The organism is Pseudomonas sp. NPDC089743 (genome assembly GCF_044748785.1).
Taxonomy (GTDB): Bacteria; Pseudomonadota; Gammaproteobacteria; order Pseudomonadales; family Pseudomonadaceae; genus Aquipseudomonas; species Aquipseudomonas putida_X.
Window position 1 is genome coordinate 43728 of record NZ_JBIVGS010000015.1, and the last position, 18657, is coordinate 62384.

Annotated in this window: 22 protein-coding genes and 1 pseudogene; all 23 read left to right on the plus strand. The window is 62.8% G+C overall.

The genetic code is table 11. The annotated features are described in order from the left end of the window. Position 1: 1 nt before the first annotated feature. The 23 genes and pseudogenes from ACIPZC_RS21255 (at position 2) to ACIPZC_RS21365 (ending at position 18649) form a co-directional block, all read left to right on the plus strand. The gene (locus ACIPZC_RS21255; protein ID WP_400629361.1) at positions 2 to 208 is read left to right on the plus strand and encodes a phage head-tail joining protein; all 207 of its coding nucleotides are present in this window, start codon (positions 2 to 4) and stop codon (positions 206 to 208) included. After that, positions 205 to 1698, plus strand: a complete 1494-nt coding sequence (locus ACIPZC_RS21260; RefSeq protein ID WP_372240545.1) for a phage portal protein — start codon at positions 205 to 207, stop codon at positions 1696 to 1698. Before ACIPZC_RS21255 ends, ACIPZC_RS21260 begins: the two co-directional genes overlap by 4 nt. Further along, entirely contained in the window at positions 1695 to 2861 is a 1167-nt protein-coding gene (locus tag ACIPZC_RS21265; RefSeq protein WP_400629363.1) for a head maturation protease, ClpP-related, read from the plus strand. Before ACIPZC_RS21260 ends, ACIPZC_RS21265 begins: the two co-directional genes overlap by 4 nt. Before the next feature lie 2 nt (positions 2862 to 2863). Further along, positions 2864 to 3211 (plus strand): head decoration protein, encoded by a 348-nt coding sequence (locus ACIPZC_RS21270; RefSeq protein ID WP_152958976.1) that lies wholly within the window; start codon positions 2864 to 2866, stop codon positions 3209 to 3211. A 61-nt stretch (positions 3212 to 3272) separates the two neighbouring features. Beyond that, entirely contained in the window at positions 3273 to 4268 is a 996-nt protein-coding gene (locus ACIPZC_RS21275) for a major capsid protein (protein ID WP_400629366.1), read from the plus strand. Between the two features lie 2 nt (positions 4269 to 4270). Further along, positions 4271 to 4585 carry a hypothetical protein gene (locus tag ACIPZC_RS21280; protein WP_400629368.1) on the plus strand — a complete coding sequence of 105 codons (315 nt, stop codon included), beginning with the start codon at positions 4271 to 4273 and terminating at the stop codon, positions 4583 to 4585. Then, a complete protein-coding gene (locus ACIPZC_RS21285; protein ID WP_400629370.1) occupies positions 4582 to 5244 on the plus strand; it encodes a hypothetical protein in 663 nt (220 codons plus the stop codon). Before ACIPZC_RS21280 ends, ACIPZC_RS21285 begins: the two co-directional genes overlap by 4 nt. Continuing rightward, complete coding sequence (locus ACIPZC_RS21290) at positions 5237 to 5770, plus strand: hypothetical protein (protein WP_400629372.1); 534 nt, start codon at positions 5237 to 5239, stop codon at positions 5768 to 5770. The genes ACIPZC_RS21285 and ACIPZC_RS21290 overlap by 8 nt, the downstream gene beginning before the upstream one ends. Next, entirely contained in the window at positions 5767 to 6327 is a 561-nt protein-coding gene (locus ACIPZC_RS21295) for a phage baseplate assembly protein V (protein ID WP_400629374.1), read from the plus strand. The genes ACIPZC_RS21290 and ACIPZC_RS21295 overlap by 4 nt, the downstream gene beginning before the upstream one ends. Before the next feature lie 42 nt (positions 6328 to 6369). Further along, a complete protein-coding gene (locus ACIPZC_RS21300) occupies positions 6370 to 6606 on the plus strand; it encodes a hypothetical protein (protein WP_400629376.1) in 237 nt (78 codons plus the stop codon). A gap of 4 nt (positions 6607 to 6610) precedes the next feature. Continuing rightward, positions 6611 to 6937 (plus strand): GPW/gp25 family protein, encoded by a 327-nt coding sequence (locus ACIPZC_RS21305; RefSeq protein ID WP_400629378.1) that lies wholly within the window; start codon positions 6611 to 6613, stop codon positions 6935 to 6937. Continuing rightward, on the plus strand, positions 6934 to 7815 hold the full coding sequence (locus ACIPZC_RS21310) for a baseplate J/gp47 family protein (protein WP_400629380.1): 882 nt from the start codon (positions 6934 to 6936) through the stop codon (positions 7813 to 7815). The genes ACIPZC_RS21305 and ACIPZC_RS21310 overlap by 4 nt, the downstream gene beginning before the upstream one ends. Then, positions 7815 to 8423: a phage tail protein I gene (locus tag ACIPZC_RS21315; protein ID WP_400629382.1), complete on the plus strand. Its 609-nt coding sequence runs from the start codon at positions 7815 to 7817 to the stop codon at positions 8421 to 8423. Before ACIPZC_RS21310 ends, ACIPZC_RS21315 begins: the two co-directional genes overlap by 1 nt. Further along, positions 8416 to 9642: pseudogene (locus tag ACIPZC_RS21320) on the plus strand (phage tail protein); the annotation flags it as partial. The gene ACIPZC_RS21315 and the pseudogene ACIPZC_RS21320, both read left to right, overlap by 8 nt. Positions 9643 to 10218: 576 nt before the next feature. Beyond that, positions 10219 to 10938 (plus strand): glycine-rich domain-containing protein, encoded by a 720-nt coding sequence (locus tag ACIPZC_RS21325; RefSeq protein WP_400629455.1) that lies wholly within the window; start codon positions 10219 to 10221, stop codon positions 10936 to 10938. Between the two features lie 146 nt (positions 10939 to 11084). Beyond that, positions 11085 to 11342 (plus strand): phage tail assembly chaperone, encoded by a 258-nt coding sequence (locus tag ACIPZC_RS21330; RefSeq protein ID WP_400629384.1) that lies wholly within the window; start codon positions 11085 to 11087, stop codon positions 11340 to 11342. 82 nt (positions 11343 to 11424) lie between these two features. Beyond that, positions 11425 to 12603 carry a phage tail sheath subtilisin-like domain-containing protein gene (locus tag ACIPZC_RS21335; RefSeq protein ID WP_400629386.1) on the plus strand — a complete coding sequence of 393 codons (1179 nt, stop codon included), beginning with the start codon at positions 11425 to 11427 and terminating at the stop codon, positions 12601 to 12603. Between the two features lie 12 nt (positions 12604 to 12615). Further along, a complete protein-coding gene (locus ACIPZC_RS21340; RefSeq protein WP_400629388.1) occupies positions 12616 to 13125 on the plus strand; it encodes a phage major tail tube protein in 510 nt (169 codons plus the stop codon). A gap of 33 nt (positions 13126 to 13158) precedes the next feature. Then, on the plus strand, positions 13159 to 13458 hold the full coding sequence (locus ACIPZC_RS21345; protein WP_400629390.1) for a phage tail assembly protein: 300 nt from the start codon (positions 13159 to 13161) through the stop codon (positions 13456 to 13458). 126 nt (positions 13459 to 13584) lie between these two features. Continuing rightward, positions 13585 to 16500, plus strand: a complete 2916-nt coding sequence (locus ACIPZC_RS21350) for a phage tail tape measure protein (protein ID WP_400629392.1) — start codon at positions 13585 to 13587, stop codon at positions 16498 to 16500. A 9-nt stretch (positions 16501 to 16509) separates the two neighbouring features. Further along, positions 16510 to 17355, plus strand: a complete 846-nt coding sequence (locus ACIPZC_RS21355) for a phage tail protein (protein ID WP_400629394.1) — start codon at positions 16510 to 16512, stop codon at positions 17353 to 17355. After that, positions 17330 to 17536, plus strand: a complete 207-nt coding sequence (locus ACIPZC_RS21360; protein ID WP_400629396.1) for a tail protein X — start codon at positions 17330 to 17332, stop codon at positions 17534 to 17536. Before ACIPZC_RS21355 ends, ACIPZC_RS21360 begins: the two co-directional genes overlap by 26 nt. Positions 17537 to 17596: 60 nt before the next feature. Beyond that, positions 17597 to 18649, plus strand: coding sequence for a phage late control D family protein (locus ACIPZC_RS21365; protein ID WP_400629398.1), 1053 nt, complete (start codon positions 17597 to 17599; stop codon positions 18647 to 18649). Positions 18650 to 18657: the final 8 nt, after the last annotated feature.

Sequence of the window (18657 nt, forward strand, 5' to 3'; positions counted from 1 at the left end):
CATGGCATATACCCCGGCACAACTCGCTGCTGTCGAGCGTGCGATTGCGCGTGGCGAACGGATCGTTCGCTACAGCGACCGCACCGTCGAATATCGCTCAGTAGATGAGCTCATGAAGGTCCGCGCTCAGATCCGAACCGAGCTGGCTCAGGCTGCCGGCCCCCGCTCCCGCGTGGTCCGGCTTCACCATGGAGGTAAGGGGCTGTGAGCGGCCGCTATATCTCCACGCGTTCGGGGCTTTTGGTACCCGAGCGGATCAAGGCTAGCTACGAGGGCGCCGCAGAAGGACGGCGTTCCTCTGGCTGGGATGCCCCAGACACGGGGCCAAACAGCCTGATCATGCCGGCTTTACGCAATCTGCGCTCGCGGTCACGGGCAGCGGTCCGCAATGACCCATATGCGGCCAACATCATCGATAAGCGGGTCAGCAACCTGATCGGCACCGGCATCACGCCGCAGCCTCGATTGCTCGACAAAGCCCTGCGCAAAGCCATGCAGGAGTTGTGGGAAGACTGGGTGGACGAGTCGGACGCCGACGAGCGCACTGACTTCTACGGCCAGCAGGCCTTGGTGGCGCGCACGGTTGAGCAGTCCGGCGAATGTTTCGTGCGCCTGCGGCCGCGCCGACTGGAGGATGGCCTGGCGGTACCGCTGCAGGTGCAATGTCTCGCGCCCGAGTTCGTGCCACACGACAAGTTCGAGATGACACGCTCCGGCAACACCATCCGTGCCGGCATCGAGTTCAATGGCATTGGCCGTCGGGTGGCCTACTGGTGTTATCGCAACCACCCCAGCGACAAGGCCTCGCTCAACGCCGGCTACAACCCGCTTGTGCGGGTCCCGGCTGAGCAGATGCTGCACATCTTCGAGCCGCTGGAGCCCGGCCAGTTGAGAGGGGTGCCCCGCCTGGCACCGATCCTCAAGCGCCTGCGGAGCCTGGACAACTACGACGATGCGGTGCTGTTCCGGCAGGAGGTGGCCAACCTGTTCGCGGGCTTCGTTCGCAAGCCAGCGCCAGAAGCGGGAGGCGTTCCGCCCATGGACATGATCACAGGCGGAGCCATTGTGCATGACCGCGATGCCTTCACCCCCATGGTGGCTCTCGAGCCCGGCACGATGCAGGAGCTGGGGCCGGGCGAGCAGGTGGAGTTCTCCGACCCGCCTGACGGCGGCAACAACTACCCCGATTTCATGCGACAGCAGCTGATGGCTGCCGCCGCTGGTGCGGGTCTGCCTTATGAGCTGATGACCGGCGACATGCGCGGGGTCAACGACCGCGTCATCCGGGTGGTGCTGAACGAGTTTCGCCGCCGCCTGGAGCAGCTGCAGTTTTCGGTTTACGTCCACCAGTTGTGTCGCCCGGTGCGGGCGGCCTGGATGGACATGGCATTTCTGGCTGGGGCGCTGGATCTGGAGGATTACACCCTCAACCGCCGTATGTACCAGCGTACACGCTGGGTGCCGCAGGGCTGGGCGTACATCCAGCCGGTTCAGGACGTCCAGGCCCGCATGCTTGAAGTCGCTGCGGGCTTCACCTCCCGCAGCGAGATGTGCCTGCGGTCAGGCACCGACGCCGAGATCGTCGATGAAGAGAACGCCACCGACATCGCTCGGGCGCATGCCCTGGGCCTCAAATACAACGGCTTGTCGGCGATTGATGACGAGCCTGATGACTCCGATGAGAAGGGGAAACAATGAGACCGTTGATGCCATTCCGCGTCTTCAACAAGGCCAAGGCCCTCCTGCCAGTCGAGGATGGGCATTGGTATTCGATCACCGCTGCGGCGCCGGAAGGTGATGCCGACTCGAAGGTCATCGAAGTCTATGTCTACGGCGAGATTGGTGCCTGGGGCATCACTGCCTACCAGTTCATCCAGGATCTCAAGGCAGTGGACGACGGTGTGTCGCCGGTCGTGGTGGCTTTTAACACCAACGGCGGCGACCTGTTCGAGGGCCTTGCCATCCATAACGCGCTGAGGCGGTTGGGCGAGCGTTGTACCGGGCGGGTTGATGGCCTGGCCGCCAGTGCAGGCAGTGTGGCGGTCTGCGGCGCCCACCGCGTGATCATGCGCTCGAGCGACTTTCTGATGATCCACAACCCGTACACGTGGGTGGGCGGTGATGCCGAGGATCTTCGCCGGGTGGCGGATGTGCTCGATAAGGCCTTCGAGGCCATGATCGCGGCATACAAGGCCAAGGCGCCGAACATCGATGATGCGGAGTTGCGACGACTGATCAACGAGGAAAGCTGGCTTACGGCCTCGGAAGCTCTTGCGCTGGGGCTGGCCGATGAAGTCAGCACTGACGTGAAGGTCCAGGCATGCCTGGGGCAAGGTTCCACTATGGCGCGTTATCGGAACACCCCGCAGGCGTTGTTGGATGAGCTCAAGGCCAGCAAGGAGGAACCGGCTGCACCCGTTGAACCGGAACCCGAGGCCGAACCTGTCGCCTCGACGCCTACCGCAAGTGAGTCCGCGGCCTTGGCCTTGATGATCACCCAGGCCTGCAGCGCGGTCGGTATCAGCAACCTGGTCGAGCCGCTGATCGCCTCGACCAAGCTGGCGGACGAAGCCACGGTGCAGGCGGCGTTGACCCGCGCCAAGGCGGTGCGGGATCTCTGTGTTGCAGCCCGCCTGCCCGAGATGACCGGCGAGTACGTCCGGGCCGGCCTGGATGCAACCGCAGTTCGGGCGCGTCTGTTCGACAAGCTTGTAGGGGGTGGCAAGGGCTTCGAGATCGATAACAGCCTGCCTCCAGCTGATGACGCGCCGGAGAAGGTCCAGGCGAAAACCCCGAACCCCAGCAGCATCTGGTCTGCCCGCCGGCAGGCCACCCAATCCCGTCCTGGCCGAGGAGCCTGACCATGAGTAACACCTACGTAGAGCCGGTTCATGCCGGCGAATTCCTGCTGTCCGAGGGCGCAGGCAAGATCTCCCGCGAAGTGATCGAACTGGCGCCCGGCGAAGCCCTGGTGGCAGGCCAGGTGCTCGGCCAGCTCACCGCCAACGGGCAATTCGCCCCGTACAGCCCCGAGGCCGAGGACGGCAGCGAGACGGCCAAGTGCATCCTGTTCGCTTCGGTCGCGTCCTCCGAGGTGGTGCGCCGTGGTCGTGCAGTCGTGCGCCTGGCTGAAGTGAGCGAGGCGTTGCTGACTGGCCTCGATCCCGACGGCGAAAAAGCCCTGGCGGCCCAGTTCATTATCGTTCGCTGACAGCGACCCACCTTCACCCTGACCCCGCCAAGTGCGGGGTTTTGCATTTCTGGAGGGCCTCATGGCCGACATTGATATTTTCGAAGACAACGCATTCTCCGTTCCAGCGCTCACTGCTGCGATCAACGAGCAACCGTTCGTGCCAGGTCGCTTGGCCGAACTGGGGCTGTTCGAGGAGGAGGGCGTCACCACTGTGACCGTCCAGGTAGAAAAGGATGGTGACACCTTGGCTTTGGTCCCAGCCGGTGAGCGTGGTTCCTCCGGGCTGGTGGTCAACGGCAGTAAGCGGATCCTGCTGCCCTTCAACACAGTGCATCTCCCCGAGCGTTTCGCAATCAAGGCGGATGAGATCCAGGGCATTCGTGCTTTCGGTGAACAAACCGAGTTGCAGGCTGTGCAGGATGTCGTCAATAAGCGTTTGGCGAAGGCCCGTCGCCAGCTGGATGCAACCCACGAATTTCATCGAATGAGCGCTTTGAACGGCTACGTGCTCGACGCAGACGGTAGCACTGTGCTCCTCGACATTTTTGCCCGTTTCGGCCTTCAGCCGATTGTCATCCCGATGGAGCTGGGCAACCCGGACACCAAGGTGCGGGTAAAGTGTGTAGACGCGCTGGATGCGCAAGAGGAAGCGCTGGGCGCCTCAACTACTGCGGGGGCGCGAGCCTTCTGCGGCAAGAACTTCTGGCGCGATCTGATTGAGCACAAGAGCGTCGTGAAGACCTACGAGGGTACCCAGTATGCCTCGGCGCTGCGTGCCGACGGTCGAGAATCGTTCGAGTTTGGCGGCATCACCTGGGAGCGCTATCGCGGCAAGGTTGCGGGCATTTCGTTTGTGCACGACGACGAAGCGCGCTTAGTGCCGGAAGGTGTGCCGGGGCTATGCATCACTCGCTTCGCGCCGGCTGACTATATGGACACGGTGAACACCGAGGGTCTGCCGTACTACAGCCAACTTGAAGTGATGCCATTCAAGAAGGGCGTGGCCGGTGAGGCCCAGTCGAACCCGCTGCACTTGGTGACCCGCCCCCGTGCAATCATTCGTTTGACGCGCTGACCATGGCCTTCCGAGAGCTGCTGGCCGACGTTGACGACACCGTTTTCGAGGTTTTGGGCGATCCGGCGCAGATCGAGGGGCGCGATGTGCTCGGCATGTTCTCCGCGCCCTGGCTCCAGCCCAAGCTCGGCCAGATTCGCACGGCCCTGCGTGAGCCGCACTTGGTGATCCGGGTCGGTGACAACGCGGGGGTCGAGGCTAGGCAGAAGGTGTTCATTGATCTGCCGCCTGAGGATGGCGGCGGGAATTACACCATTGTGACGAGTGAGCCGGGTGGTGATGGCCTGGTCGCGCTTGTGCTGAGGAAAGCACCATGAGTGTTGGCAGCTACTACAAGCAGTCGGCCCTCGGCGGGATGATCTCGCTGCGGGTCGACCCGCAGGACTTGAAGGCCTTTCAGGACTTCGCGCAAATGTTCCCCAAGGCGGTTGCGGCGGCGCAGCGGCGGGCTATCAACAAGGTTCTCCGCTGGCTTCGGACGCACATCGCTCGCGATGTAGGGCGTCAGGAGCGCATTGCAATTGCCGCAGTGCGGCAGCGTCTTAAGGCGTTCCCGGTTTCCAGTAATGGGCTGGGCCGCTTGTGGTTCGGTATCAACCCAATCGAAGCCAGTCGAGCTGGCCGGCCGCGACAGAGCCGCTCGGGCGTGTCGGTGGCAGGGCGACGCTACGAAGGCGCGTTTTTCAAACGTGTCTACGGCGGCAGCCCAGACATCTGGATTCGGACGGCCAGCAAGCACTTCGACGCTAAGGACTATCCCGACAGCGAAGTGTCAGGTAGCGGAGGTCGCAGCTCCGGTTGGATCTCAGAGAACGACAGCCGCTTTCCCTTGGCCAAGGCGAAGATCTCGCTGGATCACACCAGAGCGCACTTCGAGACCTGGACCAGTAAAGCGCACGAGCGCCTGCAGGTAGTGATGGAGCAGGAAATGAACTTCGAGCTACAAAAGTATTTGCGGAGGTCGGGCAATGGATGACGATCCGATACCTCTCGGGCAGGTGTTCGCTGCCATGGAGGAACATATCAAGGAAGCGATTCCTGGCCTGGCCTATGTCGGGACTATGCCGGAGGGCATCAGGACGATCACGCCGCCGGCGGTGGTGATCGAGCTGGCGGGGTTCGAGGCGGCAGAAAAGGACCCTGGCACCGGCGAGGTCGCGGTGGAGGCGCGGTTCGAGGCTCGCGTGATCGTTGGCCAAGAGGAGGCGAATTGCCTGCACGTGGCGGCATTCGTTGCTGCGCAGCTGGCGGTGCTTCTGCGGATGCAGTCATGGGGCTTGCCAGTGGAGTTTGCCGAGTTTATCCGTGCGGAGCGGGACTGGACTCGCCCTGAGCTGGATGGCTATGCCGTTTGGGTCGTTGAGTGGGTGCAGGTTATCTATCTGGGTGTCGAGGAGTGGCCATGGCCTAACCAGCCGCCTGGTAGTTTGGTGTTTGGCTTCAGCCCTAACACTGGTCCCGGTAGCGAACATCAGTACCAGGCGCCGGAGGTTATGACATGAGTTACGTCTCGGCTCAGCATGACCGCATGTTGGCCAGCATGCTGATCCCCTGCACTGTGGTGGGTATCGACCTCGCGGCGGCACGTGTTCGCGTTTCGGATGGCGGGAACTGGACGAGCGCCTGGGTTCGCTGGCACGCCCAGGCGGCTGGCAAAGCCCGTCACTGGCGGGCGCCCAGCATGGGGGAGCAGGGCGTGCTGATCAGTCCGAGCGGCGAGCCAGCGCAGGGCACATTCGTGCCGGGCCTCTACGGCAACGCCGGTGCCCAGCCAGACAATCGCGAGAGCGTCGAGGTTTGGCGTTTCGATGACGGTGGTTCCCTGATCTACGACTGGCAGGCCAGCAGTTACACCATCAAAGTGCCGTCCGGCACGGTGACCATTGAGGTGGGAGACACCAAGGCGGTGCTCACTAACGACGCCATCACGGCTGAGTCGGCGAACATCACGCTGACCGGTAACGTCAGGATCGTAGGACCTCTGCAGGTCACCGGCGATATCAACGGTGGTGGCCGGATCATCGATACGGCCGGCAACACGGCCAACCACAAACACTGAATCGAGCCCGCAAATGCGGGCTTTTTCATATCTGGAGGAATCATGGCCAAAGTAGAAAAAGAGGCCCTCGATGAGGTGGTGGGGCAGGTGGTCACACCTGAGCCGATATCGACAACGCCGATCACCTTTCGAGACAAGGTGTACACCGAACGCATCCTGTTGATGCCGGACTGGCGTCAACTGCTGGTGAAAGGAGCGCGAGTGGTGGTGATGGGGGATGACGCGGCAGCAATCACCTATCTCCGCAAACGGCCCGACTTCGAGCAGCTGCAGGGATAGGCCCATGATCGGACTGGATCGCCGAACGGGGCAGCCGCTGTCCGGCACGGCCCATCTGAAACAATCCATTGAGGACATTCTGACCACGCCCGTCGGCAGCCGCCGCATGCGTCCGGAGTACGGCAGCAACCTGCGCCGATACGTCGACCTACCGGTTAACGAAGGCTGGAAAAGCGCGGTACAAGCCGAGGTGGCACGCGCGTTGGGGCGCTGGGAGCCTCGCCTGAAGTTGGAGCGCGTGCGCGTGGTGGCGGTGCTGGACGGGCAGGTCACCCTGTCGCTGTCCGGCACCTACGTCGGCGACAGCGTGGTATTGGAGGTAAGTGCATGAGCGCCATTGACTTGTCCCAGTTGCCGGTACCGCAGGTGCTGGAGGACTTGGATTTTGAGGTGCTGTATCAGGCCGACCTGACGGCTTTTCGCGAGCTGATGGGCGGCAACTGGAGCGCAAACCTTGAGAGCGATCCGGTCACCAAGCTGCTGGAAGTCGGCGCCTACCGCAAGTTGCTAATGCGTGCGCGGATCAACGACGCGGCCAGGGCACTGATGCTGGCCTATGCCGTTGGCGCCGACCTGGACCACCTGGCGGCCAACGTCAGCTTGTCGCGCCTGGTCGTCCAGGCTGAGGATCTGACGGCGGTTCCGCCGGTGGCCCAGGTGCTCGAGGAAGACGACGCCCTGCGCGAGCGGGTACAACTGGTCTACGAGGGATTGACCACGGCAGGCCCGCGAAACAGCTACATCCTGCATGCGCGTAACGCATCGGGGCAGGTAGCCGACGCCACGGCCGAAAGCCCGTCGCCGGCGGTGGTCGAGGTCACCGTGCTGGCCCGTGAGGGTAATGGCACGGCCTCGGCCGAGCTGTTGGCGTTGGTGGATGCCTACTTGAACGACGACGACGTGCGGCCGGTGGCGGATAGGGTGGTTGTGCAGAGCGCCGACATTCTGCCGTACCAGATCAACGCCAAGGTCTACATGGCCAGCACGGGGCCGGAAAGTGAGGGCGTGCTCGCCGAGTGTCGGGCGCGCCTGGCGGCCTGGATCAACCCCCGGCGCCGGTTGGGCTTCGAGGTATCGCGTTCGGCCATTGACGCGCAGCTGCACATCAGCGGTGTGACCCGCGTCGAGTTGCCCGACTGGGCGGATATCCGACCAACCAAGGCCCAGGCGGCCTGGTGCGAGAGCTTCGTCGTCGAGCGGGGTGAGTAATGCGCAGCCTGCTACCGCTCAACCGCACGTCGTTGGAGGCTGCCTTGGAGGGCGCCGCCGACGAAGACCTAGCGATCATGCTACGGCGCCTCTACAACCCCGATACCTGCCCGGCAGGCCTACTGTACCTGCTGGCCTGGGCGTGGTCGGTCGACCGCTGGGACGATCGCTGGTCAGAGGCGGTCAAGCGCTCGGTGATTCGCTCGTCGTTCTACATCCACGCGCACAAAGGAACCATCGGCGCGCTGCGCCGCGTGGTCGAGCCGTTCGGCTACCTGATCGAGGTGGTGGAGTGGTGGCAGACGGCGCCGCAGGGCGTGCCCGGCACCTTCGAGCTCAAGGTGGGCGTAGCCGAGGAGGGCATCAGTGAAGAAACCTATCAGGAGCTGTCGGCGCTGATCGATGACGCCCGGCCGGTGAGCCGACACATGATCGGACTGGCCATCAGCCTTGAAACCACCGGCAACCTTTATTTGGCCACTTCGCACTACGACGGCGACGAACTCGACGTGTACCCGCCCGAGGCGGTTGACCTGGAAGTCTCCGGCGAAATCGGGCGGGGCGGCCGCGACCACACCATTGACTATCTGGACGTTAACTATGGTTGACCAGACTTCACAGTTTTACGCGATCTTGACCAATATCGGTGCCGCGAAGCAGGCCAACGCCGACGCTCTCGGTGTCCCTTGGACCTTCTCGCAAATGGCCGTAGGCGACGGTAACCCGGGAGGCCTGGAAAACCCACCGCACCCCCTGCCGACGGCCACGCAAACGTCGCTGCTCAATGAATGGCGCCGTGCACCACTGAACCAGCTGAAGGCCGACCCGAATAACGTGGCAGTGATCATCGCCGAGCAGATCATTCCGGCCGACGTGGGCGGCAAGTGGATTCGGGAAATCGCTCTATACGATGCGGACGGCGACATGGTGGCGGTGGCCAACTGCCCGCCGACCTTCAAGCCGCTGCTTAGCCAGGGCTCGGGGCGTACCCAGGTGGTGCGCCTCAATCTGATCGTCAGCAGTTCCAGTAATGTGCAACTCAAGATCGATCCGGCCATTGTGTTGGCTACCCGCGAATGGGTTACCGAGGAACTGGCCAAGCAGGATTTCAAGCACTCGGTAGTCGCGGCCACCACGGCGCCGATCACGCTGAGCGGCTTGCAGACGGTCGACGGCGTGGCGCTGACCGCCGGCGCGCGGGTGCTCGTGAAGAACCAAGCCGCTGCCAAGGACAACGGCTTGTACCTGGTCGTCGCGGGCGGCGCCTGGACCCGCTGCACCGATGCGGACGCCAGTGCGAAGGTGACGCCGGGCATGTTGGTGCTGGTCGAGCGCGGCACCGTCAATGGCGACAGTGCATGGCAGTTGGTGACCGATGCGCCGATTACCTTGGGCGTCACCGCCCTGGCGTATGAAATGGCGTTTGGGCGAACCGGTGTGGCCGCTGGCACTTACCGTAGCGTCACGGTGGATGCCTACGGGCGGGTAACGGCGGCGAGTAACCCGACCACGGTGGCGGGCTATGGCCTGACTGACGTGTACACCAAGACGCAGATCGACCAGGCCCTGGCGCTTAAGGCGGCGCTCGACAGCCCGGCCCTGGTTGGTACACCCACGGCCCCGACCCAAGCGCCGGGCAACAACAGTACGCGGCTGGCCAATACGGCGTTTGTGCAAGCCGCTATCGCGGCGCTGGTGGCCTCCTCGCCGGCTGCGTTGGATACGCTGAACGAGCTGGCGGCGGCGCTGGGCGATGATCCGCACTTCGCCGCCACCATGACCAACGCCTTGGCGCTTAAGGCGGCTTTGGCCAGTCCTGTGTTTACAGGTGACCCAAGAGCGCCGACGCCGGTTGTTACGGATAACGACACGTCGCTGGCTACGACGGCCTTTGTCCGCGCGCTGATGGGGCGTTATGGGCTAGGCGCGGCCAGTGCCGATAACGTGATCACTAATATCGACTCGGTCAGCGAAACGGGCGTGTACATGGTCACTGGCACCACCGCCGGCGTTAAGCCTACCTATCCTGCAGGCTTGGGTGTCGGTGCCATTGCCAATGGCACGCTTTTCCACATGGAGCGGTGGAGTAGCAACATGGCTACTCAAATTTGGGATTCCCTGGTCAACACGAATACCCCGATAGCTTTCATCCGTACGCGTAATTCGAACGGCGTATGGTCGGAGTGGGGGCAGCTTTGGACCAGCCTGAATACGCCAAAGCAAACAAATGCTTCCGATATTGCGGCGGGAGCGATGCTGACCGTCGGGTCCTTTGGCGCCGGCTCCGCCATTGTCACCACTGAAGCGGATATGAACAGTTTTCAGGTTCCGGGTAACTACCTGACTGCCGCTTCGGGACTGGTGAACCTGCCATCGGGTTGGAATGCAGCCCAGCGTCACTGCATGGTGGTCGATGGGCTTGGCGCTTCTGGTCACTTGGTACAGACCTTGAGCGCAGGGCTTGCCGGCGGGGATGTTAAGCAAGCTATTCGCACTTTAACCTCGGGGAAAACTTGGACCGATTGGGAAGAAGTCACTACCAGCCGTCATGGACCATTTCGCGGGACGCAGACCTATAAGACCGCCGGGGTCTTCACCTGGACAGTTCCGGCGGGCGTTAAAAAGGCCTGGCTAACGGTCATTGGTGGTGGCGGCGGCGGTGGCTTTTCGCCCTCTGCTGGGATTGGTTCAGCGGGTGGTGGCGGTGGCGGTATGTCTCAGCGCCTTGTAGACCTGTCGGGTGTCACGTCGGTGGCAGTTACGGTGGGTGCTGGCGGGGCGGGCGCTACCGAGTCCGGCAGCCAGGGTGGAACAGGTGGCACTTCGTCCTTTGGTGCGTACCTGTCTGCAACTGGTGGTGTAGGGGGCGCAGGCAATAGCGGGACGGCGAATGCTGGGGGGACTGGGGGGCTTGGTTTTGGTGGCGATTTCAATACCACGCTTGGCCCTGGGTTCTCGAACTACGGCACCCAAGGTGGTACTGGCGGTGGTCCAGGCGTTCGCGCAAGCCAAGCTCCGGTCGTTGGTGGCGCGGCCGCTGGCCCTGGGGGTGGTGGTTCTGGTGCTTATACCGGTTACGCCGGTGGCGCTGGGGCTGCTGGACAAGTAATTATTCAGTGGTGATGACTATGTGGGCACTTGTGCAAGAAGGGGTCGTAGTTGAAACGACGGATGTTGACCCGGAGGGTCGCTATCACCCTGACCTTCAATGGCGCGCCTGTGGTGAGCAGGTAAGGCCTGGATGGCTTTACGCGAATGCCGCGTTTTCCGTGAAGGTAGAAAGCGAGGCCGAACGCCGTGCTGCTGAGCGCCAGTGGCGCGACGCTGAACTGGCCGCCCGGCAATGGCTGCGCGACCGGCACCGTGACGAGCAAGACCTGGGGCGGCCTACCACGCTCAGCAACGAGCAGTTCACCGAGTTTCTGGCGTACCTGCAGGCGCTGCGCGACTGGCCCCAAGTCGAGGCCTTCCCTGACGCACTGCAGCGGCCGCAGCCACCGAGCTGGATCGATCTGTACACCCAATAACGCCCCGCACTAACGGGGCGATTTCTTTTCCGCTGTACCACCTGGCCCTGCTCTGCGGGGCCTTTTCGCATCTGGAGTAAACATGGCTGGATTCTTTCACGGCGTTACCGTAACGAACGTCGACACCGGCGCGCGCACCATCGCCTTGCCGTCGTCCTCGATCATTGGTTTGGTCGATACCTTCACCCCTGGCCCTGGTGCTGATGGCACCCCGACCGCGAAGGCGAACGAGCTGGTGATGATCACCAGTGAGCGCGAGGCGGTGGCCGCCTTTGGTGCCGACTCGGCAATCACCAAGGCCTGCCAAGCGATTTACACACGCGCCAAGGCGGTGATCGTTGCGTGTGGCGTGGCAAAGGTGGCGGATGCGGCCGAACAGACGTCGTCGATTATCGGCGGCGTATTGGCCGATGGCACCCGTACCGGCATGCAGGCGCTGCTCGATGGTAAAAGCCGCTTCAACGCCCAGCCGCGGCTGTTGGTGACCCCCAAGCACAGCGCGACTCAGGCAGTCGGCACGGCGCTGGTGGCCCTGGCCGACAAGCTGCGCGGTATTGCCATCATCGACGGCCCCGGCACCACTGACGAGGCTGCCATGGCCTACGCCGCCGAGTTCGGCGCCAAGCGCGCGTTCATGGTGGACCCTGGCGTCAAGTACTGGGACACCACTGCAGACGCGACCGTCGATGCCCCGGCATCGGCCTGGGTGGCCGGCCTGTTCGCCTGGACGGATAGCGAATACGGCTTTTGGGCTTCGCCGTCGAACAAAGAGTTCGTCGGCATCACCGGCACCACCCGCTCGGTGGAGTTCTTGGATGGCGACGACACTTGCCGGGCCAACCTGCTGAACAACGCCAATATCACCACCATCATTCGCGACGACGGTTACCGCCTGTGGGGCAACCGCACGCTGTCGAGCGATCCGAAGTGGGCCTTCGTCACCCGCGTGCGGACGATGGATATCGTCATGGACGCCATCCTGTACGGCCACAAGTGGGCGGTTGACCGATCGATCACCAAGACCTACGTCAGCGATGTAACGGAAGGCCTGCAAGCCTTCATGCGCGACCTCAAGAATCAGGGCGCAATCATCAACTTTGAGGTGTATGCGGATACCGAGTTGAACACCGCCAGCCAGCTGGAGCAGGGCAAGGTGTATTGGAACATCCGCTTTACCGACGTGCCGCCGGCGGAAAACCCGAATTTCCGCGTCGAGATCACCAATCAATGGCTGACCGAAGTCCTCGACTCGGCCGCATAAGGAGCGTTTTACATGGCAATGATTCCCGAAACCCTGGCCAACCTGAACCTGTTCGTGGACGGCGTCAGCTTCCAGGGTGATGTGCCCAGCCTGACCCTGCCCAAGCTCACCCTCAAGATGGAGGAGCACCGCCCCGGCGGCATGGATATGCCGGTGGAAATGGACCAAGGCATGGAGAAGCAAGAAGCCAACTTCACCACTACCGGCGTGCGCCGTGAGTCGTTGAAGTTCTTCGGCCTGGCCGATGGCACCGCGTTCAACGGCACGTTCCGGGGCGCTTTCAAGGGCCTAAGAGGCGTGATCAAGCCGGTGGTGGTCACCCTGCGCGGCAGCCTCAAAGAGATCGACATGGGCGACTGGAAACCGGGCGACAAGGCCGAACTCAAGCACGCCGTGAGCCTGACCTACTACAAGCTGGAGGTCGACGGCGTCTTGATCTATGAAATCGACGCCCTGGGCATGAAGCGCGTGATCAACGGCGTTGACCAACTGGCCTCGCAGCGCGCCGCTCTCGGCCTGTAACCCTCTCTCTTCCGAACTCGAGGACATACCACCATGACCACCAAGAAACTCCCGGCCTGGCTCAACCTGGCCGCCGACCGCGTTACCGTAACGCTAAGCAAGCCCACCGACATGAACGGTGTGCAGGTCGACAAGGTCAGCCTGCGCTCGCCCACCGTGCGCGACATTCGCGCGGCCCAGCAAGGCGTCGGCGAGGACGATGAACAGCGCGAGCTCAATTTGTTCGCCTCGCTCGCCGAAGTCGGGGTCAAGGATCTGGAAGGCCTGACGCTGAAAGACTACAGCCGCCTGCAGACTGGCTACTTTCGCCTGGTGCAAGACGACGACGTTTGATGCGGACAAGCAGAAGCGGCTGGCCAGACGCCTGGCCGCCGAGCTGAATTTCTCGGCTGCTGAGATATCGGGCATGTCCTTCGAGGAGATGCTTTGGTGGCTCGCCGACTGAGTAGGGGGTAGCTGATGGCAAAGATGAAGTTAGCCCTGGAGATCGGTGGAACCGTTGCAGGGTCAGTCGGTGCTGCGTTCAAGGACGTTCAAGGGCGTATCCAGAAGCTCGAACAGACGAGCAACAAGGCCAAGGTGCTCAAGGGCACCATTGGCGACACCATCAAGCTGCAGGCCGAATGGAAGCGGGCGCACGATACCGGTGCTGCTGGGGCTGACAAGCTGCTGCGCAAGCTCAACGGCAACTTGGAGTCACTGCGTAAGCAAGGCGTCGAGGTCGGCCGGCTCAGCCGCGAGTATCAGCGGTTGGCACGGGATGCGAAGAGCGCCGACCTGCAGCTGACGGGACATCAACAGATCAACGCTGGCAAAGCGTCCCTGAAAACCAATGTAGGTGCAGCTGCTGTAGGGGTAGGGCTGACCGCCATCCCGACCAAGATCAGTGCGGACTATCAGGCAATTATCCGCGACATCGCGATCAAGGCCGATGCGGTCAACAAGCCTGAGGAAGTGCAGCTCAGCCGGACGGTAATCCAGACGGCGAAAGACACTGGCATGGGGCGCAACGAGGTGGCCGACCTGATCAACCAGTTGGTCGGCGCTGGCATGGAATTGGACAAGGCGATGGCCTACGCCCCGACGGCGGCTAAGTTCGCCATCGGTCAGGGCGCCTCAGGCGTCGACACAGCCAGCATGATCATGGCGCTGCAGCAGAACGCCAAGATCACCGATCCCAAGGTCATGCAGCAGGCGCTTGAGGCCATTGCCTACCAAGGTCAGGCGGGCAGCTTCGAGGCCAGCGACATGGCCAAGTGGTTCCCGCAGCTGCTCGCAGGGATGGAGAAGAACGGCGTCACCGGTATGGCTTCGGTTTCGTCCTTGGGCGCGATGCTGCAGGTGCAGATGAAGACCGCTGGCAGCTCGGACGAAGCAGCGAACAACTTCAAAAACTGGATGGAGAAGATCGGCTCCGGTGAAGTGGTCAAGGCCTACAAGGATGTGGGCATCGACTACCAGGCCTCGCTGAACACGGGCCTGCAGAAGGGTATGAACGTCATCGAGTCGTCCATGGCCCTGGCCATGAAATACGTCGAGGCGACCGACCCGGCGAAGGCCAAGAAGATGAAGGACGCTCAGGCCAACATCGACAAGGAAGTCGATCCGGAGAAAGCCAAGGCGGCGTTGGAGGCCCTGGAGAAAACCCTGCGTACTGGCGATCTGTTCGCTGACATGCAGGTCAAGGCCGCACTGACCGCTTATGCGCAAAACCGTGGGTTGTACAGCCAGCTGAAGGCTGACTCGCAGAACGCGACCGGCATTCTGGACAAGAACCTGGCAGAACGTCGCGAAACGTCGTCGCAACGCTGGGCGGAGCTCGGCCAGGCCTGGAGCGACTCGATGCGCAGTGTGGGTGACGCCATCCGCCCTGCGACTGACGCAGTCGCTCAGGGGCTGACGGCGATATTGCAGGGCATGACTAAGCTGTCGGACAAGTTCCCAGCCGTGATCATGGGCCTGGCCGGTTTGGCGGCAGCCGTCAGCGCGGTACTGACCGCTCGGGGCGGGATCAAGGTCGCGCGTGGTGTATACAACGTGGCGCGGGGGCGTTCCATTGGTGCCCGGCGCGGCGGCAAAGGTGTGGAGGCGCCGGGCGGATTGCCGGTGCCCAAGACGGGAATGCCTCTGGTGGACGCTGGATTGGATGCCTTCGGCCGTGGACTGGAAGTGCCAGCCAGTAGTGGTCCACTGAGTGGCATTGGAAGCGATCCGCAACGGGTCTTCGTTGTGAATGCCGACGCCTTCGGGCGGCTGGGTGGCAGTGTCGCAGACGCAGGGCCTGGTGAGCCTGGCAGTCGCCGAGCGCGTCGACGTCGGCGCCGGCGGGCTGGATCACTGGCGGACGGGCGCCGCGCTCCAAGTGCTCCGCCACGGTCGCAGTTAGTCAGGTCCCCAAAAGTTCAGGTGCCGGTGGCCAAAGTCCCCACAGTACCTTTGCCGCCTGCGCCGGCCACGCCCACGCTTGTTGGTGCCAGCAGCATTGCGGGGGAGGTGGGTGGCGTTGCGCGTGCTGTGCATAGCGTACGCGGCGTGACCAAGGCGTTGTCGAAGGTGCCCGGTGGCAGGCTGATCGATGCGGTGCCTGGTGTGCTTGATGTGGCAATGAACGCTGAAACGCGCGATGAGAAGGCAGAGGGGTATGGTGGACTGGCCGGTGGTGTAGCCGGCGCGTGGGCAGGGGGTGCTTATGGTGCCTCGGTTGGCGCTGCGGTGGGCTCCGTCGTGCCAGTGCTCGGTACCGCAATCGGCGGCGCCGTCGGTGGTGCCATTGGCATGGTGTTGGGTGGCATGGGTGGCGAGTCAGTCGGCGGCTGGCTGGGTAAAAAGCTGTTCGGCGATGATCCGGCGGAGCAAGTAGCCGAGGAACAGCCAAAGGCCAAAGAGGCGCCGCAGGCTGAGGCCCTGGTGCTTGGAGCGGCGGTGGCCAAGGCGCCGGCAGTGAAGGTGGTTGAAAACAAACCCCAGGCCAAAGAGGTGCCGAAGGCCGAAGCGCCTGCGCTCGGTGCGGCAGTGGCGCAGGCGTCAACGGAATCAGCAGCGGATGCCACTGCTCAAGTAAGGCAGCCAGGCCCTGCACCTGGTGCAGTGGTGCGCGCCCTGGTCAAGGAATCGCCGCCGCCCGTACCGGCGCAGGCAGCGGCTGCGGTAGCCGCCAAGCCGGTCGAGAAGTCGAAGTCTGAGCCGGCAAAGGTTGACCAGTCATTCACCTTCGCTCCGGTCATGCCCATTACCGTGCATGGCGATGTGAAAGATCCTAACCAGATCGTGCGCGAGGCCAGCCAGACGTTGCGCGCGATGTGGGGGGAGTTTCAGCACGAGGTGGCGACCCGCCAGGCATCGATCCAGTTGTTTGACGCGGCTCACATCATTTAAGGAGGTGCCATGGCCTACATGGAACTACTGACATCCTCGCTGTCCTCTCTGGTAGCGGCGGGGGTAGCGGGCCGGACAACTCTTGACGGTATGCTGGGTCCGCTGACGGGGGCGGTCAGTGACATGACCGGCGCGGCTTCGGAGCTGGAAACTCTGCCGATCATCGGCCCAGCGGTGGGCGAGAAACTGCAGCGCACCATGCGCGCCATCAACGTGGCGCAATCGACCGTAGGCCAAGTGGCGGCGAAATACAGCCAGGTCGTTTCAGCGGCCTCTCAGGTGCAGGAGCGCATGGGGTCGTTCAAGGAGCAGGCCAGCAAGGCCGGCGCAGCGGTGAACCGTATCGCCGGATCGATCAGCCCAAGTCTTAGCAACATACTCCCCAGCAGCGTACTGGGTGCGGACATGACCCCAGCAGCAGCTGCGGTGACGCCGTTCCCGCATCTGCTGATCATCCAGCCCCTGGACCCGAAGCTGCAGCCCTACTACTTCAACCTCGACACCGCTGCCTTCGATGAGCTGACCCGCAAAACTGCGTTTCGTTGGGCTGGGCAGGAGCGCCTGACGCGTGCCATTGCACAGCAGGCGGTGGGGCAGGGTGAAGACAAGCTGACGATCAAGGGTGCCATCTTCCCACTGCACAAGGGCGGCATAGGCCAGTTGGGTGAGCTCCGCAGTATTGGCCGGCGCCTGCAGCCGTTGACCCTGACCACGGGGTACGGCGAAGTGCTGGGTACCTGGTGCTTGCTGAGTGTGGATGAAGAACAAGGAGCACTGCTGCCGGGCGGGATCCCTCGTAAACAGGGCTTTAACTTGGAGTTTGTCAGCTATGGCACTGACCTGCAGAACGTCTGAGGGTGACCTGCTCGACACGTTATGCCACGCCTACTACGGAACGCTGGTTGGCACCGTGGAGGCGGTGCTGCAGGCCAATCAGGGGCTGGCCGAAGTACCTCAGCCATATCGAGCAGGGGTGGTGATCGAGCTGCCCGATCTGCCGGTGTCCGAGGTCGAGGAGGTCACGTTATGGGAGTGATCCCGCGTTAGCCATCACAAACCCCGCTCCGGCGGGGTTTTTCGTATCTGGAGCAACCCCATGAAACCGACGTATCAGATTGTCGCAGATGGCAAGAACATCACCGCGCTGATCAATGATCGCTTGCTATTGCTACGCACCTCAGACAAACCCGGTATGGATTCGGATGATTTCGAGCTGCAGATCGATGACCGCGATCAGGCTGTCACGCTGCCGTCTCGAGGCGCCAAGGTTGAGATCTTCTTGGGCTATACCGGACAGGCCTTGGCGAGGCAGGGTAGTTACACCGTGGACGAGATCGAGGTTACCGGCCCGCCGGACACCATTACGCTGCGGGGGAAGGCGAGCGACATGCGGGGCAGTGGCAAGACCACGCGCAGCGGAAGCTGGGAGGACGTGTCGCTGGCCAAGATCGTCAGCGACGTGGCCGCCCGTAATGGCTGGGAACCGGGGTGCTCGGTCGAGACGAAGGTGCCCCGCGTCGATCAGCGCGACGAGTCAGACTTCAACTTCATCACCCGCCTGGCCAAGCAATACGACTGCACGGCGAAGGTGGCCAGCGGCAAGTTGTTGGTGCTTCCGCGTCAGGGTGGACAAAGCGCGAGTGGCAAGGCGCTGGCCATCGTAACCATCAGCCGCTCGGACGTGAGCCGCTACTCGTTCCGTCTGGGAGACCGTAACACGCAGAAGGCTGTGAAGACGCAGCACCAGGACAAGAAGACCGGCAAGTTGGTGGTGGTCCAGCTGGACAACGACGACGCCCCAGACGGATTACCAGGCGTGCACACCGACCGGCACATCTACCCCGACAAGACCGCTGCCCAGCAGGCCGCCAAGGCCCGCCTCTCCGCATTTAACCGGAGCACTGCCGGCGTGCGCCTGGAAATGGTCGGTCGCACGGATCTGTTCGCTGAGCGAACCATCAGCGCCCAAGGCTTCAAGAATGGCCTCGACGGCGAGTACTTGGTGGACAGCGTGGAGCAGATCTTCAGCGCGGCCGGTTGGTCGACCACCGTGGAATGCAACGGCGGCAAAAAGGGCAAGGCGAAAGCCAAAGGCAAAAAAGGCAAGGCAGACAAGCCACTGCGCACGGTGGAAGTGTCCCCGACCTAAACAACGAT